The organism is Mucilaginibacter sp. dw_454 (genome assembly GCF_018449775.1).
Taxonomy (GTDB): domain Bacteria; phylum Bacteroidota; class Bacteroidia; order Sphingobacteriales; family Sphingobacteriaceae; genus Mucilaginibacter.
Map to the genome: position 1 here is coordinate 643,149 of NZ_JAAVVB010000002.1, position 17,019 is coordinate 660,167.

Below are 17,019 nucleotides of genomic sequence, written 5' to 3' on the forward strand. Positions count from 1 at the left end.
ATAAAATACACGGGTGTAAGGAGCAGAAAGGTAAAAAAATGGAATTAATTAGCGTCGAAGCAGCAAGAAAAGCAAATTGGCAAGTAATATAGACTCACGAAAGGTGGCCAGCGCGCGGCCCAGATGATTTCTTACGGTTTTGACGGAAAGTTCAAGCTGATCAGCAATCTCCTGGGTACTCAGGCCTTCGTCATAACGCAGACGGAAGATGGTTCTTTGTTGTGCCGGCAGTGTATCTACCAGTTTTGAAAAAGATAAAAGAAACTCGTGGTAAAGTATATTGCTGTCTGCACGCTCATGGAGTGTCTCCAGTTCGTACACTACATCTGAAAGCGATTCATATTTGTTTTCCTTCTCAAAGTGCTTGAAAACGCCGTTGCGCACAGCCACAAACAGATAAGCCGGCAGGTTTTCAATTGCCGATTGTGAGCCTTTTTTCCAAAGCTGTAAAAAAACCTCCTGCGCTATATCCTGTGCGGCATCTACACTGGCCATGCGTTTATATGCCTGATTAACCACCTGCCGCCAATAACGGTTATAAAGCACGTCGAAAGCCTGGCGGCTGCCCTCGGCCAGCTGTGCCAGCAGCACTTTATCTTCCAAACCAGTTATATTTTCTTTAGACATCAATCGTATACCATCGCTCGGGGGCGCTCTCGTTCAATATTCAGATCTCTTCAAATACTTTTCTCTTCTCTTATAACCAGGTTTGGTAACTGACTAAATTAGTAATAAAATTCTGAAAAACTAAATTCGGTAAAGCCAGCGTTCAATGAATGTATACTTTGATTCTGACGACACTTTAACACGGTATTACGTATTAGGAGTAAGTGCGAGTCCGTCGTATATCAATTTTCTTAATTCCGGGTTTGCGGTGGCTTTATCCTGCAGGTATCTGGTAATGATGTTGACCAATGCCGGGTTGGCCATTTCCAGAATCTCCAATGCACAAAGCCAGTCCTGGGGATGTCGGCTTTGTAATTGTTCCCAAACCAAATTTAGTTCGTCTTTTATATCTTTTTTATTTCGATAATTTCTAACCTGCTGATATAGGCTTTGTAATTCCAGAGCACGGTCTGAATAGGTGGGGTGATAGGTTGTGGTTTTGGGTTGATAAGCCAATTCTTCGAAGGCGCTTTTATCCGCAGCGCCACTATAAACCGACACAATGCGTTCGCCAACCGCCATGTCATAAACACCCCATGATGGTTCGAATAAATAATCGCCGTTATCGGCAATCACGGTACAATCTTTAAAAGAGATTAATATATTTTTTTGATCTCGCTGTAATACACAGGTAACCCAGCCTGTTAACAATATGCCGCTTTCGAAATGTAATACCAATAATTTCCCTACAGGAATAGAACGATAAGCCAAAGAGACCTTCTCGTTGATGAGTTTGCCAAAAGGTGAGCTGTATCCTTCGGCGTGATGTTCTTTACCTTGACCTTCCAACTGCCGCCCGTTAAAAGCCAAAGCAACAGGACCGCTCATTTTTAGAAAGCCATCATTAAATGAAGTTAAGGTGCCGCTAACTTCTAAGCCAGAATCATAAACTACCGTACATGTGTTTCCGCTTTCTAAAGCTTTTTGCAAGCCGTAGCCTCCGCCAACCCTAAAAGCCATTTTGTCGGCAAAAGCGTCCAATACCTCAATTAAGTTTTGAAAGGTCGCCGTAACAAATAATTGCTGCTGTGGCTGAGTAATATCATAAGAATAATTTACCGCGTATTGGTTGTACCAAAGTTTTTTTACTGTGGGCTGCATGCAGCTGGCACTCTCGCCAATGGATGATAACAAACCTGCGCCGTAAATCTTCGGATCTTCCAGCGTGCCAATCAGACCATATTCCACCGTCCACCAATGCAACCGGCTCAGTAGGGCCATTTCAGAGGGTTCGCCCATGTTTTGCTGGCAGAAAGCTACTTGTTCCTCGGCAGCCGTTAGTTCGGTTGGGTTCACATCGGGCATTTCTTTTAAAATGGATAACGCTCGTATGGCCTCATACAATTCATAATCCTGCGCCGAGTACATGGCTTTAGCGCCTATCGAACCAAAATAGCTTAAGTACTGATGATAATCAGGATCGGCAATGATAGGTGCATGCCCGGCTGATTCATGGATAATATCAGGCGCAGGGGTATATTCTATATGTTTTAATTGGCGAATATCGGCCGCAATAACTAATACCCGGTAAGCCTGGTATTCCATAAAGGCTGCCGGGGGGATAAAGCCATCCACCGTAACCGCGCCCCAGCCAATTTTTCCGAGCGCATCATTCATTTCCTGTAAACGCGGAATACGTTCTATGGTTAAGCCAGCGGCCTTCAAACCTGGAATATAAGGGTAGTAGGCCACGTCTTTCAAATGGGCATAGTTTTGCCGCATTACATATCGCCATACTGCCTGGTCAACAGGAGTATAGCGGTCATAATGTTGTTCAACAATATATTGCCGCAAATGTGGCGGCAGGGCCGCTACTTGTTTGTTACCAAAATCGTTCATTATAAATTACCACGTAGTTCCTGCTCACGTTCTATTGCTTCAAACAAAGCCTTAAAATTACCCGCGCCAAATGATTTCGCCCCTTTTCGCTGAATGATCTCAAAAAACAGCGTAGGCCGGTCCTCGACAGGTTTAGTGAAGATCTGTAATAAATAACCCTCGTCATCGCGGTCAACCAGGATACCCAGTTTTTCCAGCGGACCCAGATCTTCGTCTATATGCCCAACGCGTGCGGTTAATTCCTGATAATAGGAGGTAGGTACACTTAAAAATTCAACCCCACGGCTTTGCAGATCGGTAACGGTTTTTACAATATCATGAGTTGCTAACGCGAGATGCTGCACACCTTCACCTTCATAAAACTCAAGGTACTCCTCAATCTGGCTTTTCTTTTTGCCTTCGGCAGGTTCATTGATCGGGAATTTCACATAGCCGTTTCCATTGCTCATCACCTTACTCATCAGCGCCGAATATTCGGTCGAAATCATTTTATCATCGAACGTCAGAATATTTTTAAAGCCCATGATATCCTCATAAAAGCTCACCCATTCATTCATTTTATGCCAGCCCACGTTGCCTACGCAATGGTCAATATAAAGCAAGCCTGTGTCAGTAGGTTGGTATGTGGTTTGATGCGCACGGTAGCCCGGCAAGAACAAACCTTTATAATTTTTCCTTTCGATAAAAAGGTGCACGGTTTCGCCATAAAGTTTAATTCCGCTGGTGCGTACTTCGCCAAACTCATCTGTAATAACCTGTGGTTGCTGGTAGGCTTCTGCGCCACGGCTGGTGGTTTGTTCAAAAGCATCAAAAGCATCATCAACCCATAGCGCCAATATTTTAACGCCATCGCCATGTTTTTTGATATGTTCGGCAATTGGATGGTCAGAGTGCAGTGGCGTGGTTAAAACCAGCCTGATCTTGCCCTGCTGCAATACGTACGAGGCGCGATCACGTATTCCGGTTTCTGGTCCCGCATACCCCAGGTCCTGAAAACCGAAAGCGGTTTTATAATAATGAGCCGCCTGCTTGGCATTACCCACGTAAAATTCGACATAGTCCGTGCCGTTTAATGGTAAAAAATCGGCACTTATATTTTGTTTTTCTATTGTTTGTGTTTCCATGGTATTTAGGCTATCCAGCTTTTATAATAGTTTTCATCTTCAATTTTTAATGCATCTTCGGTCAGCATCAGCGGGCGGAAAGGATCTATCATTACCGCCAGTTCATCCGTCGATTCTTTACCGATGGATTTTTCTACCGAACCCGGTGCCGGCCCATGTGGGATACCGCCGGGATGTAAAGTGATCTGGCCCTTCACGACACTTTTACGGCTCATAAAATCGCCATCGACATAATATAATACCTCGTCGCTATCTACATTGCTGTGATTATAAGGAGCCGGAATAGATAGTGGATGGTAGTCGAACTTACGCGGCACAAAAGAGCAAATCACAAAGTTGTGTCCTTCGAAAGTTTGGTGAACCGGTGGCGGTTGATGCAAGCGACCGGTTATTGGCTCGAAATCATGGATGGAAAATGCCCAGGGATAATGAAAACCATCCCAACCCACAAAGTCAAATGGGTGGGTGCCATAAACGTAGGGGTAGATTAAACCCTGCTTTTTAATGAGGATTTGAAAGTCGCCTTTTTCATCGTGCGTCTCCAGATTCTCCGGCCGGCGGATATCACGCTCACAATAAGGCGCGTGTTCCATTAACTGCCCTGAACTATTTAAATAGCGCTTAGGCGGCCTGATAGGACTGAAACTTTCGATAATAAACAAGCGATTGCTCTCATCATTAAATTCCATCTGATAAATGGTACCACGCGGTATCACCAGGTAATCGCCATAGCTAAATTTGAGTTGTCCGTAGCCGGTATGCAAAGTGCCTGAGCCTTCATGCACGAAAATCACTTCGTCTGCCTGGCTGTTCTTGTAAAAATAATCGGTCATTGATCTGCGCGGCGCGGCTAGCGAGATATGCAGATCACTGTTAACCAACACAGGTTTGCGGCTTTTTAGATAATCGTCTTCCGGGGCGATATTAAAGCCAATCAAACTGGTATGTTTCAAATGCTTTTCGCGGGCAATCTTTGGCTCAACAGAATAGGATTCGCCCAGCGCCTTTACCATAGTTGGCGGGTAGGCATGGTAAACCAATGAATATACGCTGGAAAAACCTTCGGTAGAAACTAATTCTTCGGCATATAATGAACCATCAGGCTTACGGAACTGCGTATGCCTTTTGTGCGGGATGCTCCCTAAAGTATGATAGCTTGGCATAATTATATGGGTTTTGATAATTCAAACAAATCTGTTGTGCGGCAATACCAATCGCCGCCTAACCGGGCAACCAGGTCAAAGTTTTGCTGGATAGGTTTACCGGTATCATCTAACAGGTCATCACGGAAATGCATTAGTTGCACCTCGGCAATCACCAGGTTGCCTGCTCCGGGGCCTTTACCTAACGGCATCAATTGATTAACTTTACACTCTAACTGCACGGGCGATTCGGCCACACGCGGCGGTTTAACTATTACTGATAAGAGTTCTGTTAAGCCCGCTTCGTGGAATTCATTCACACCTTTTGGATATTCCGCGCTGGCCTGGTTTACTTTTAATACTATACTATAATCTACAATATTGACTACGCATTCGCGGATTTCATAGAGATTGTCCAATGTGTGCTTGGTGGTATTATCCCTGACACGCCGCGAAGGCGAAAAAACAACCACCGGTGGGTTAGCACTAAATAAATTAAAAAAGCTGAACGGGCTCAAATTAACCTTGCCCGCACGGTCTATCGTCGAGACCAGCGCGATTGGCCGGGGCGCAATGGCATGCTGCAAATAATTATGTACCTGCACAGTATTTAGATCGCTAATGTCAAAGCTTTTCATTTCTTAAGTTTTAAAATTGACCAGTCCGATTTTTCTGCCACTATTGTATTTGTCAATACCCCTAAACCTGTCACTTCCATTTCTACAACATCACCCGGTTGCAACCACTGAACAGGGTATTTAGGATCATGCAATAAACCAGTGCCGTTTAGCTCCAGGAAACAACCGGTACCGACAGTGCCTGAGCCGATTACATCGCCCTGATAAAGATCAACGCCATAGGACGCGCGTTCAATAATTTCTGCGAAGGTCCAATCCATATCAGCCATAGTGCCCCGAGATACATTGATATCATTAACCTTGCAAGTCATCGTCAAATCATAGCTGTTACCTACATGCCCTGCCTTGGGCGAAACCTTGTAAGGTTCCAGCTCATCCGGCGTTACCAGCCAGGGACCAATTGCGGTGGCAAAGTCTTTACCCTTTGCCGGGCCAAGGTTTAGCAGCATTTCTTCCATTTGCAGCGTACGGGCACTCAGATCGTTCATGATCGTGTAACCTTTGATATAGCTATCCGCTTCAGCGGCTTTGATATTACGGCCTTCTTTACCTATAACAACAGCAACCTCCAGCTCAAAGTCAAGCTTTTCAAAATGATCCGGCATGCAATAAATTGGCCCGGGGCCATAGATAGCCTGATGATTGGTGAAATAAAATATTGGGTATTGATCAAATTCGGCAATCATATCAAGGCCGCGATTTCTACGCGCAGCTGCCACGTGCTGACGGAAGGCGTAAGCATCGCGACACGATGCCGGTTTAGGTACAGGTGCCAGCAGAGTGTAGTCGCTGACAGGCGCCCCTGTCGTCAGGTCATAAAGCAAACCGTCCAAAAGCTGCCCTTCATGAGCCTGACCATTATGTTGATAGGTAACCAATTTCATATCCTAAAGTTCAGGCTTTGCAGGACGGAAACCATCAGGATGGTAAATAATACGTTATATGTCCGATGTTTATCAATAAATGTCGATTTTTATCCGAAATATTAACCTTATTTTTGCTTTTACCGAATAAACAACGACATGCTTGACAAACTAGATCAGACCGATATCCGCATTCTGCAAATTTTGCAGGATAACGCCCGCCTAACCAATAAAGAAATTGGCGAAAGGCTATTTAAAAGTGCCAGCACTATCAATGACCGTATCCGCCGGATGCAAGACAAAGGTTATATAAAAAAATACGTAGCGGTATTAGAGCCTAAGATGATTGGGCGCGGATTTACGGCTTTCACGCACGTGCACCTGAAAGATCATAGCAAAGAAATTATTAATCATTTTGAAGAAGAAATTATTAAACTTCCTGAAGTACTGGAGTGCTACCACATGTCTGGCCAGTACGATTTTATTTTAAAGGTAGCTGTGGCCGATCTTGATGCGTATCATCGTTTCCTGATGAATAACCTTTTTGAAAAATTTGCCATCGGCTCTATCGAAAGTACCTTTGTTATGCGCGAAGCCAAAGCTGAAATGCCTGCGCCCATGCCGTCTTGATACGTTTGGTTCGTATGTTTTTCATGGCAATAAATGGATTCAGTAGTCTTCGTTCAATTATGGTTTTGCTATCTGGTGTGCCGGTTCGTTGTTTATAGATGGTTATTTAAGCTGTTCATCAATAGGCAAATAATGATTTTCGGAATACTTGCCTATATAATTACATATTATTTAACGATTGTTTCAAGTCATCGATTAAATATTGAGGATCTTCCAAACCAACATACATTCTAATTAACTGAGCGTTTTTTATGGATTTGGAATAATTTAGCTTCGAAAGCGAGGCTATAGATGGAAGGATCAAGCTCTCATGCCCTCCCCAGGAAACAGCCAAAAGGATATGTTTAAGCTGATCACAAAATTTTTCAATTTTTTCTACAGAACTGTCTTTCAATGAAAAGCTAAAAAGCCCACCGCAGCCTTTCATTTGCTTATGAGCCAAATCGCTTTGATTGAAATTTTTAGAAAACGGCCAAATTACCTTTTCTATTGCACGATGTTCGATTAGCCATTGCGTAATAATTTTGGTGCTCTCGAAGCTACGTTGCAATCTTAAGGGAAGCGTTCGTAATCCTCTTATAAGCAACCAGGCGGACTGGGGGGAAAGAGAAGGCCCAAAATTCATAAATTCATTTTCAAAAATTTGTTTTATCAATACATCGCTTCCTGTTAATACGCCGGCAATCACATCTGAATGGCCGCCAATATATTTGGTGGCCGACTGCGCTACCAGATCAATCCCTAGTTTAACAGGCTGCTGATATATTGGGCTGCAGTAACTATTATCTATTAAGGTAATAATGTTATGTTTTTTGGCTAACGTAGCAATAGCTTCTATATTTTGCAATTCATATACAAAGCTGGTTGGGCTCTCCAATAAAATTAGCCTGGTTTCCTTTCTTATTGCGTTTTCGAAATTTGATAGATCATTGCCAGCAACAAATGTTGTAGTGACGCCAAATTTTGGTAGAAATTTCTTCAAAAAATTATCTGTCCAGTTATATGCGTTTTCAATCGCTACAACATGATCGCCTGATTTAAGTAATGATAACATAGGGATGGTGATGGCAGCAACACCGCTGCTAAATACCAACGCATTTTCTGCTCCATCCAAAGCGGCCAATTTTTTCCTCAATATATTTATTGTCGGGTTTTGCCCTCTTGAATAAACATTGTTTTCAAACTCGTCCGTTAGCGCAGACCGAAGATCGGCTGTGGTTTTAAATGAAAAATTACTCGATTGTATTATAGGCGGGGAGACCGCGTTAAAATAATGATCTCTGTCTTCGCCAAGCTCATTAAGTATATATGAAAGGTCTAGGTCTGTCATAATGGGATAATTGGTTTTTTGGTTTTTTTTGTTGCGAAAAATATAATAAGGCCTATAATAAATGCACAAAGGCAAACAAGTGCGGCCATTGGCTTTTCAATAAAAATAGTAAGGGTAACAAACCAGTAAGCAACAATAAATAAAATTGGTATTGCCGGGTACCACTTAATGGTGTATATCCCGGTGTTATTAAGGTGTTTGGTTTTTTTACGCAAAATAAAAATAGATGCGGCTGCTGTTGACAAACCGATCGTGTCAAAAAACATTACGTAATTTAAAATTTTTTGAAACGAATTGACAAACAATAATATAAATATTACCGTTAAAACAAAAAAGCTCAACCCAAATATCGGCACCTGGGTTTTTTCATTAACAGACTTAAACTTTTGTGGCAATATCCCGTCCTCAGCCATTGCGTAATACACCCGCGGATTAGACATGATATTTACGTTGATAAATGCTATCACCGATACAAACATTAACCATGAAATAATCTTATAACCTACCTCGCCAAAAATTGAACTTGCCAGTGTTGCAGCCGGGGTAGATACAGATCGCATTCCCTCAATTCCCCACGCCCTGAAATAGGCAAAATTAATCAGCAGGTAAAGCGATATTACAATGCCCATACCGGTAAAAATGGCCTTGGGTATATTTCTGTTTGCGTTAATACTATCACCCCCAAAATTGATGGTTTGCTGGTAGCCGCCATAAGTGAAAAACACCGCTATCAGGCTCATTCCAAATGCCTTTAAATTGTTTTTTAATAATGGTGTGGTAATTAATGTTTTTGGCAATGAGGCATGGGGACTGAATATGCTGCAACATAAAACCGTAATTAATGCAATTTTAAAAACGGTAAACACATTTTGTGTTCGTGAACTCATTTTTATGCCAAATAAATTGTTGCCAAATAATATTAGTACTGAACTTATAGATATTAGTTTAATACCGATGGATTGCTGCAAATTAACCGGAAGTAACAAAGGGTTAAGATATTCTGCACCAATAAGTGCTACGGCAGCTACTGATGCAGCGTTGCCGATAACAACTATCCAATTAATCATAAAGGCGAATGCCGGGTGAAAGCAATAAGAAAGCACTTTATAAAAACCGCCGGTAGTTGGATAACGTGCACCAATCTCGGCAAAGGTTAGTGCGCCACACAGACTGATTGCTCCGCCAAAAATCCAGGCGCCAAAATATAAATACGGGTTATTAACGTTAAGCGCTACTTGTGTAGGTGTTTCAAATATACCCATGCCTATAACCAGGCTGACAACGATCATCGATAAATCAAAACGAGTAAGTTTGGGTATAATCGTCATATAATGCTAATAACTCATAGGAGAAACAATTAAATTTATTAATGCAATATAGGTTATGCATTATAAATATTTTAATTTAACTAGTAAAATGATTTATCATGTTATTAAAGGAAATAACCCCATTTCAATTTAAAAACAGTAAATGCACAAATAAGTATTTTTTGTATATTTAGCTGATTATAAACCAATATTCAGCCAACTTATATCCTTGTTAATTGCCCCTGGCAAATTGTATGATTAAAAGAAAAATTTCCATAAAGGATATTGCAAAACTTACCAATACCTCTATTACTACAGTTTCCTTTGTGCTAAATGGTAAGGGACGTATTAGTAAAGAAATATCTGAGAAAATATTAGCGGTAGCTCTTAGCCAGGGGTATGAGCCTAATCGAATGGCTGTTGGCCTGCGCACTGGTGTATCAAAAGTTATCGGATTAATTGTGGAAACAATTGGCGGACCCTTTTTTGGGGCTATGGCGAAAATAATAGAAGAGGTAGCCGAGAAAGCTGGTTATGGTGTGATATACTGCAGTACAAATAATAACGTGCAAAAGGGGCGGGACGCTATTAAAATGCTTAAACAGCAATTGGTTGACGGGTATATAATTACACCTGTTAAAGGTTTAGAAGAGGACATTCAATCGCTCGTTGAAAACGGCAAACCTGTTGTGTTAATAGATGGATATTTTCCGGGCTATGATATTCCGCATGTACTGGTTGACAATTACAATAGTACTTATAAGGCTATTAACTTCCTTATTGGGTTAGGTTACCAGAATATTGGTTTTGTAACAGCCGATTCAGACCTGGCTCAATTGCATGATCGGTTACAGGGATATAAGGATGCCTTAAAGTTTAATGATATAAAAGAAAAGAAAAAACTCGTATACAAATCGCCATTTGATAGTGAGAATACAAAAGCGATAGAGGCGATAAAAAACTTCATTAAAAAAAATGAGGAGATGGACGCGATTTTCTTCTCTACGAATTATCTTGGGATTACCGGTTTGCAAAGTATCAATCAACTTAAGATAGATATCCCTGCTGATTTAGCGATGATAAGCTTTGATGACAACGAAATATTTACGCTTTATCCTCCCGGAATAACTACAGTTAAACAGCCCACGTTTGAAATAGCGAAATCGGCAATAGATGTCTTGCTCGCTCAAATGAGGAACGATAAGTACGATATATCCAAAATAAAGCTGTGTATCCCTGCACAGCTGGTTGAACGGGGTTCGACTACACAAAAAAAGCAGAGCTTAATAACCGCGTGATTTTTTTATAATTACACCATTCTTTTAAGAAACTCAATGTCGTTTGTCGTTATTTTAACGACGTATGGAATTTTCTTTGAGCAAAAAAGCTAATTTTTTGTCTTGAGTCCTCAATTCGTTAAAAAAAATCAATTTTTTACGTTGTTATTTTGGTGATTTAAAGATTTGGCCCATTAAAAAATGACTTTTTCATTTTTAATTTCACAATTTTTTACGATTGAGGTAGAATTATCTTAATTTATCGACGTTAATTGTTCCTGATAATTATAATATTCGTAATTATTTATGCTAAAGTCAATATTTTTAGAAATTTTTTTGATAAAACATTTTACTACCCCTATCTTTGAAACGAGCGATTTATAAATGATCGTGACAAATTGATAAAGCATTTTATCATGAGTTTATCACCGGCAGCTCTGCAGCAGTCATAATTTACAACGGAAGAAAGCACATTCCGAAAAAACATTAGTTCAGCATTCGTAATATTTTGTTCTTGTGATTTATAAAATAAAAATATTTGTTGCTTAATTGATAAAACGTTTTATCAATTAAGTTATTGATAAGCTAATATATACTGCATGGATAGATAAAAAAGGAAAATAAATTACCAAATAATTTCAAACTCAGTAAGGTTGTATTATAGTCAACCTTGCGACTCAACTGATAATGTTCTAATCAATTAGTTATGACAAAAAAATTTTACAAAAAAAAGTGTCTATTCTACCTCAGCGTTATTCCTATTCTACTAATCATATTAACAGGAAAGGTTAATGCTCAAAGCAACACTGGTACAGGTGATGTGGTAACAATTTCAGGTACTGTTAAAGATGATCAAGGTCCGTTGCCTGGCGTATCTGTTTTAATAAAAGGCGATAATGCAGGTGTATCAACTAATCCTGATGGCGCATTCACGATCAAAGCCCCTATAGGTAAATCAATCACTTTTAGTATGATTGGTTATGTAACGCAGATAATTCCGATAACCAAAGCGAATACAGGTTTGGTTATTGTGTTAAAAAATGATAATAAAGTACTTAATGAAGTTACTATCGGCTATCAGCAAGTGAGCAAACGTTCTGTTACTGCTGCTATCACCACACTTGACCCTAAAGTTATTGAAGATGTTCCGGCGCCTACATTTGATGCATTGTTGCAAGGACGGGTTGCTGGTTTAGATGTTCAGAATTTTTCTGGCGAGCCGGGTGTGAGCAGTACTGTTGCCTTAAGGGGTAATACTGCAGTAGCACGTAGCATAAGTAGCGACAATACTACAGCTGCTGGTAAAGCAAGCCTGGCCAGGGCAGTTAGCGGCCCGCTGTATGTGATTGACGGTGTGCCGCAAACTACTGATGATATTGCAGCAGTTAGTTACGGTAGTGGAACCGGCACTGATGTTTTGGCGGGTATCCCTATAAGTGACATAGCAGACATTGCTATATTAAAAGATGCCTCTGCAGCCGCTATATATGGTTCAAGAGGTTCGAGCGGTGTAATTATCATTACAACCAAAAAAGGCGTTGCCGGCAAAACAAAAATCAACTTTTCAACCTATCATGGCGTAACAGAAAAGCCCACGTTAGACAAGGTATTGACCGGTACGGCAGAAACAGATGCCAAGTTAGATTTGATCAGACATTATGGTAATTACAGTAACCTTCAAGATCTGCCTCAAATATTAACCGATTCTTTGAACCCGGCGTTTAATAATGCCAACGATTATAGAAAAGGCATTTACCAAACCGGCTTGATTGATAACTATGATTTTGCGATAAGTGGTGGAAACGATAAGGTTACCTACCGTTATGGGTTAAATTACTACAATGAAGACGGTATAGTAAAGAAATCTGGCCTCAAACGCTATACTTTCAATACCAATATCGGGTTGAATTTGGCCGACAATTTGAAGATCAGCACACAGATCAGATATTACAGGTTAGATCGTCCCCGGTCTGTTAGTGATTTGAGTGGCGGACAAAGCCCATTCACTGGTGGCTATTACGCTTCCAGTCCGTTGCCATCATCCAACCTGTATTTATCACCCGCTATGCAGGACTTTATTTACGGTAACACCAATATAAATACCGATGATAATAGCAGCAACAGTATCTCATTTAGCCCAACCATTGATTGGCAGATATCTAAAAAATGGGCATTTAATACGGTTATATCTTATGAGGCAACCAATAGCCGCCATGATACCTATACACCAGGTATGTTTAGACAAAGTGGTGTAGGATATGCTGCGAGTTTTGCTGACAATCAGTATAACTATTTGATGAGCAATACCCTGCAGTACAATACCAACCTGGGTAAAGATCATCATATCAACTTATTAATGGGTCAAAATATAGAGTATCATCAGTACAGAGCAACAGATGCAGAAGCGGATGGTATACCAAATGACCAGATTAGTGTGGTTCACGTAGTTAATAAAAACCAATCGACGGCTTTTTCTGACTTGCAGGAAAACGGCATAGAAACAGAATTTGTAAGGTTAAATTATGATTATAAAAGCAGGTACTTTTTGTCGGCCGTAGCAAATGAGGACGCTTCTTCTAAATTTGGATCAGGCAACAGAGCGGGGTTTTTTCCATCTGTTTCAGCGGGATGGATCATGAGTGATGAATCATTTTTGAAAGATCAATCATGGCTTTCGATGTTAAAGTTACGCGGAAGCTTTGGTATTACCGGCAGACAGCCTGATGATGGTAATAACTATTTAGCATTTAACAACTATAACGTTGGTGCAGGTTCTTTCCCCGGCAGTAATACACCTTCAACCGGCCAAAATCAATCTTACACTTACAACGGCATCCCTGCAATATCTCCTAACTTTAATGGCGGTATAAGTAACAAAGATCTAACCTGGGAGCATTCAAAAGAAACCAACCTTGGTCTTGACTTGAACGTGTTTGATAACCGCTTTAGCTTTGTGGCCGATGCTTATGTAAAAAATACTGCACAAGGTATTTTCTCTCTTAACGTGCCAATTACCACAGGTTATACAACCATTACTACTAATGCCATAGGTACACAGAGTAAAGGTTTAGAGATGACTTTAATTGCGCATTATTTTAAACCTACACGCGCTTTCCAATGGGAGACAGACTTTAACGTAGCATTCAATAAAACTATCGTTACATCATTACCAAACGGAGGCCGTGACGTTCAAATCAATGGCGGCGCAACAAGTTACATTTTAAGACAAGGGCAGCCAATAAATCAATACTTTTTGTTCCAACAAACCGGAGTTTATAAAACAGATGCTGACGTACCGGTAAATCGTGTGACAGGTTCTGTGTTAAACTTTTACGGTTATCCTTTTAAAGGTGGCGACCCAATATGGAAGGATCAAAATGGCGATGGTGTGTTAGATAACAACGATTACGTTGCATCCGGCAACCCTAACCCTGGCATAGTAGGCGGTATCAATAACAATTTTTCTTATAAAAATTGGAGCTTAACCGTGTTCTGTACCTTCACGCTGGACAGAACAATTTACAACGACTATCTGGTTGGTAAACTGTCTCACCTGATTCCTGAAGATGACGGAAGTTCATATGTATATGATGATATAATGAATAGTGCTTTTCCTGACCTGTCAGGCATTAATTACTGGAAAAATCCAGGTGATAACGCTAAATATCCATCATTAAGTTCGGTTTCTGGTACACGTTATAAATATGCTGCAATTAGTTCGGCCTGGCTGCAAAGCGGTAATTATTTACGGGTTAAAACGGTAACCTTAGGTTATACATTTAAACCTGCATTGGTAAATAAAATAGGTTTGTCAAGGCTCCGCGTTTATGGTATGGTTGATAACCTGCATATATTCCAGGCCAAAGGTGTTCCTGATGCTGAAGCTGTTGATGCGTTTGGAGATTATAATGGTAATGGTTATCCAATACCTAAAAAATTCACACTTGGCTTAGACCTGTCTTTGTAAAACACACATTAATTAAAATTAAAGAAATGACAACATATTTAAAAAAATCCATAATCGGTCTTTCGTTAATAGCAGGGATATGTGGTGCGGTGTCTTGTAAAAAAGTATTAGACTTAGAACCTCACGATTCAACCTTCACCGGTGCATACTTTACCAATGGCGAAGATGCTAACACGGCAATAGCCGGTGCTTATGCTTTACTAAGGTCAACACTGTTAAATAATTATTCATACTTTACCTACGGTGACGCACCTACCGGCGAGTTTGCCATAACAGATGCATTCTATTCGCCCATACCTAGCGGGCAATTTACCGGATTAAACGTTAGCTCGGGATTTTGGAACTGGCAATCCAATTATCAATTTATGCAACAGGTAAATTTGATTATCAATAAAGTACCTCAGATTGATATCAGCAAGTTTACCAACAAGGATGATAAATTACAGATAATAGGCGAAGCTTACTTTTTGAGAGCTTACATGTACTTTTACATGAGCAGGATATGGGGCGACGTTCCACTAAAATTAGCTCCGGATTTGGATCTGAGCACTGCTCAAAATATCCCCAGATCGCCTGCCGCAACTGTACTGGCCCAATCTCTTGCAGATTTACGCATTGCAGAAGCTGATTTAAAATTTGGTTATGCGGATGTAAGCCAGACAGCGGTACGTGCTAATAAGGGTTCTGCATTGGCATTGCAGGCGCATATCAAAGCCTGGATGGGCGACTACGCCGGCTGCGATAGTGCTGCTAACGCCGTTATTACACAGGGCGGTTATTCACTTGTCGACTCGGCCAATTACTCTAAAATATTTATCGGAAAATCAACGGAGGGGATTTTTGAGATCAATATAGATTATTCGCAAAGCGAAGGTTACGAAGCTACACCAGGCTATGGTGGTTATGTTCCAACTTTATCTTACCCATTTCTGGCTAACAAAAGCATATTGGAGTGGCCTTTAAATTCAACTTATTATAATAGGTTGTATGTCGATACAAACGACATAAGAATACGCAAATTCTTCTATCAGCCAACATCAGGTGCCGGGCAAACCATAAAATACAGCAATGTTACTTATGCTGATGGATCAGCGAAAAATGATCCGCGTTTATCGAACAATATCATCATCTTCCGCCTGGCAGATATTATGTTATTGCGTGCAGAAGCACTTAACAAGTTAGGCAGAGATGGTGACGCTTTACCGCTGCTTAACGCTATACGCACCCGGGCTAATACCGCCGCATATCAAGGAACCGGAACAGCACTAGGTACAGCAATTTTAGAAGAACGCTTGCGAGAGTTGTTTTACGAAGGACAATCATATTATGACTTGGTACGCACAAAGCAGCTTACTAACTATAACCAAAATTTCCCGACAACACAATTTTTGAATGGTTCGCCAAAAGGTGGTTGGTTATGGCCGGTTGATCCGGGTATGTTTAAAGACGATTTTACCCTTACACAAACACCTTACTGGCAAGGAAAGCTTTAATCATTTAAAACTAAAAAAATATGAAAACATATAAATTGTTTATACTCTTTGCTCTTGCAATTACAGTGTTTTATTCCTGTAAAAAAGAAGACACTATAGGCGGTAAGTTATTTGATGCTCACGTAAATATGACAACTTACGACTATCTGAAAACCAACCATCTTTTTGATACGCTGGTTATCATGATCGATAAAATGAATTTAAAAGATGAAGTAAATTCAAGCGGAACGTTTTTCGCGATTACTAATTATGACATCCATAATTATGTACTGGCTAAACAAAATCAATTGCAGATACAGAACAATGATGAGAACCTGAAATTTACTTTCGACTCTTTAAATTTCACGACCTTGAAAGATTCTTTAAGGGCTTATATGTTCAAAGGAAAATATACGAGAGATAATTTAAATGCTACCGGAACACTTGCTACAGCAGATGACGGAGAACTAAGGTTAATTCAATTAATACCAACTACGGCCTATACCGGCACTTTATTTCCGACAGAGCCCGAATATATTAATCTGACTAAACTTGTTGCTAACCAGTATTTTACGCTTCCACCGGTATTGGACACAAACACAGTTAAGCAGCTCGATCCTAGTCAGTTTTTGCGTACGGTCTGTCAAACCACGGGTATTTTAACTACTACGGGCGTTTTACATGTGCTGAGTAATGATCACACTTTCACTTATTTCAATAACGTTGATAATTAATTAGAAGCTAATTCTTATAACATGAAAAAA

General features: G+C 40.4%; 13 protein-coding genes. 5 read left to right on the top strand and 8 right to left on the bottom strand.

What is annotated here, in order from left to right; translation table 11 throughout:
* Positions 1–48 precede the first annotated feature (48 nt).
* From HB679_RS09945 to HB679_RS09970, 6 genes are all read right to left on the bottom strand, one after another.
* A complete protein-coding gene (locus HB679_RS09945; RefSeq protein ID WP_214071810.1) occupies positions 49–627 on the bottom strand; it encodes an RNA polymerase sigma-70 factor in 579 nt (192 codons plus the stop codon).
* 186 nt (positions 628–813) lie between these two features.
* On the bottom strand, positions 814–2,505 hold the full coding sequence (locus HB679_RS09950) for an aromatic amino acid hydroxylase (protein WP_214071811.1): 1,692 nt from the start codon (positions 2,503–2,505) through the stop codon (positions 814–816).
* Positions 2,505–3,629: a 4-hydroxyphenylpyruvate dioxygenase gene (hppD, locus tag HB679_RS09955; protein ID WP_214071812.1), complete on the bottom strand. Its 1,125-nt coding sequence runs from the start codon at positions 3,627–3,629 to the stop codon at positions 2,505–2,507. The genes HB679_RS09950 and hppD overlap by 1 nt, the downstream gene beginning before the upstream one ends.
* A gap of 5 nt (positions 3,630–3,634) precedes the next feature.
* Positions 3,635–4,792, bottom strand: coding sequence for a homogentisate 1,2-dioxygenase (locus HB679_RS09960; RefSeq protein ID WP_214071813.1), 1,158 nt, complete (start codon positions 4,790–4,792; stop codon positions 3,635–3,637).
* Between the two features lie 2 nt (positions 4,793–4,794).
* On the bottom strand, positions 4,795–5,409 hold the full coding sequence (locus HB679_RS09965; protein WP_214071814.1) for a flavin reductase family protein: 615 nt from the start codon (positions 5,407–5,409) through the stop codon (positions 4,795–4,797).
* A complete protein-coding gene (locus tag HB679_RS09970; RefSeq protein ID WP_214071815.1) occupies positions 5,406–6,293 on the bottom strand; it encodes a fumarylacetoacetate hydrolase family protein in 888 nt (295 codons plus the stop codon). The genes HB679_RS09965 and HB679_RS09970 overlap by 4 nt, the downstream gene beginning before the upstream one ends.
* 138 nt (positions 6,294–6,431) lie before the next feature.
* Between HB679_RS09970 and HB679_RS09975 the strand changes: the two genes are divergently transcribed.
* Complete coding sequence (locus HB679_RS09975; protein ID WP_214071816.1) at positions 6,432–6,902, top strand: Lrp/AsnC family transcriptional regulator; 471 nt, start codon at positions 6,432–6,434, stop codon at positions 6,900–6,902.
* Positions 6,903–7,062: 160 nt separating this feature from the next.
* Here the strand turns inward: HB679_RS09975 and HB679_RS09980 are convergent, their stop codons facing one another.
* Positions 7,063–8,232, bottom strand: coding sequence for an aminotransferase class I/II-fold pyridoxal phosphate-dependent enzyme (locus tag HB679_RS09980; protein WP_214071817.1), 1,170 nt, complete (start codon positions 8,230–8,232; stop codon positions 7,063–7,065).
* Positions 8,229–9,560 carry an amino acid permease gene (locus HB679_RS09985; RefSeq protein ID WP_214071818.1) on the bottom strand — a complete coding sequence of 444 codons (1,332 nt, stop codon included), beginning with the start codon at positions 9,558–9,560 and terminating at the stop codon, positions 8,229–8,231. The genes HB679_RS09980 and HB679_RS09985 overlap by 4 nt, the downstream gene beginning before the upstream one ends.
* Positions 9,561–9,793: 233 nt before the next feature.
* Here HB679_RS09985 and HB679_RS09990 point away from each other — a divergent pair, with 233 nt between their 5' ends.
* The 4 genes from HB679_RS09990 to HB679_RS10005 all read left to right on the top strand — a co-directional run bounded on the left by HB679_RS09990 (position 9,794) and on the right by HB679_RS10005 (position 16,989).
* On the top strand, positions 9,794–10,837 hold the full coding sequence (locus tag HB679_RS09990) for a LacI family DNA-binding transcriptional regulator (protein WP_214071819.1): 1,044 nt from the start codon (positions 9,794–9,796) through the stop codon (positions 10,835–10,837).
* A 685-nt stretch (positions 10,838–11,522) separates the two neighbouring features.
* Positions 11,523–14,783, top strand: a complete 3,261-nt coding sequence (locus tag HB679_RS09995) for a SusC/RagA family TonB-linked outer membrane protein (protein WP_214071820.1) — start codon at positions 11,523–11,525, stop codon at positions 14,781–14,783.
* A 26-nt stretch (positions 14,784–14,809) separates the two neighbouring features.
* Complete coding sequence (locus HB679_RS10000; RefSeq protein WP_214071821.1) at positions 14,810–16,276, top strand: RagB/SusD family nutrient uptake outer membrane protein; 1,467 nt, start codon at positions 14,810–14,812, stop codon at positions 16,274–16,276.
* A 20-nt stretch (positions 16,277–16,296) separates the two neighbouring features.
* Positions 16,297–16,989 (top strand): hypothetical protein, encoded by a 693-nt coding sequence (locus HB679_RS10005; protein WP_214071822.1) that lies wholly within the window; start codon positions 16,297–16,299, stop codon positions 16,987–16,989.
* Positions 16,990–17,019: the final 30 nt, after the last annotated feature.

Bases quoted from the DNA above. Each gene is read 5' to 3' on its own strand.
- HB679_RS09990 (WP_214071819.1), top strand. From the start codon at position 9,794: ATGATTAAAAGAAAAATTTCCATAAAGGATATTGCAAAACTTACCAAT.
- hppD (WP_214071812.1), bottom strand. From the start codon at position 3,629: ATGGAAACACAAACAATAGAAAAACAAAATATAAGTGCCGATTTTTTA.
- HB679_RS09995 (WP_214071820.1), top strand. From the start codon at position 11,523: ATGACAAAAAAATTTTACAAAAAAAAGTGTCTATTCTACCTCAGCGTT.
- HB679_RS10005 (WP_214071822.1), top strand. From the start codon at position 16,297: ATGAAAACATATAAATTGTTTATACTCTTTGCTCTTGCAATTACAGTG.
- HB679_RS09965 (WP_214071814.1), bottom strand. From the start codon at position 5,409: ATGAAAAGCTTTGACATTAGCGATCTAAATACTGTGCAGGTACATAAT.
- HB679_RS09980 (WP_214071817.1), bottom strand. From the start codon at position 8,232: ATGACAGACCTAGACCTTTCATATATACTTAATGAGCTTGGCGAAGAC.
- HB679_RS09950 (WP_214071811.1), bottom strand. From the start codon at position 2,505: ATGAACGATTTTGGTAACAAACAAGTAGCGGCCCTGCCGCCACATTTG.
- HB679_RS09970 (WP_214071815.1), bottom strand. From the start codon at position 6,293: ATGAAATTGGTTACCTATCAACATAATGGTCAGGCTCATGAAGGGCAG.
- HB679_RS10000 (WP_214071821.1), top strand. From the start codon at position 14,810: ATGACAACATATTTAAAAAAATCCATAATCGGTCTTTCGTTAATAGCA.
- HB679_RS09975 (WP_214071816.1), top strand. From the start codon at position 6,432: ATGCTTGACAAACTAGATCAGACCGATATCCGCATTCTGCAAATTTTG.
- HB679_RS09960 (WP_214071813.1), bottom strand. From the start codon at position 4,792: ATGCCAAGCTATCATACTTTAGGGAGCATCCCGCACAAAAGGCATACG.
- HB679_RS09945 (WP_214071810.1), bottom strand. From the start codon at position 627: ATGTCTAAAGAAAATATAACTGGTTTGGAAGATAAAGTGCTGCTGGCA.
- HB679_RS09985 (WP_214071818.1), bottom strand. From the start codon at position 9,560: ATGACGATTATACCCAAACTTACTCGTTTTGATTTATCGATGATCGTT.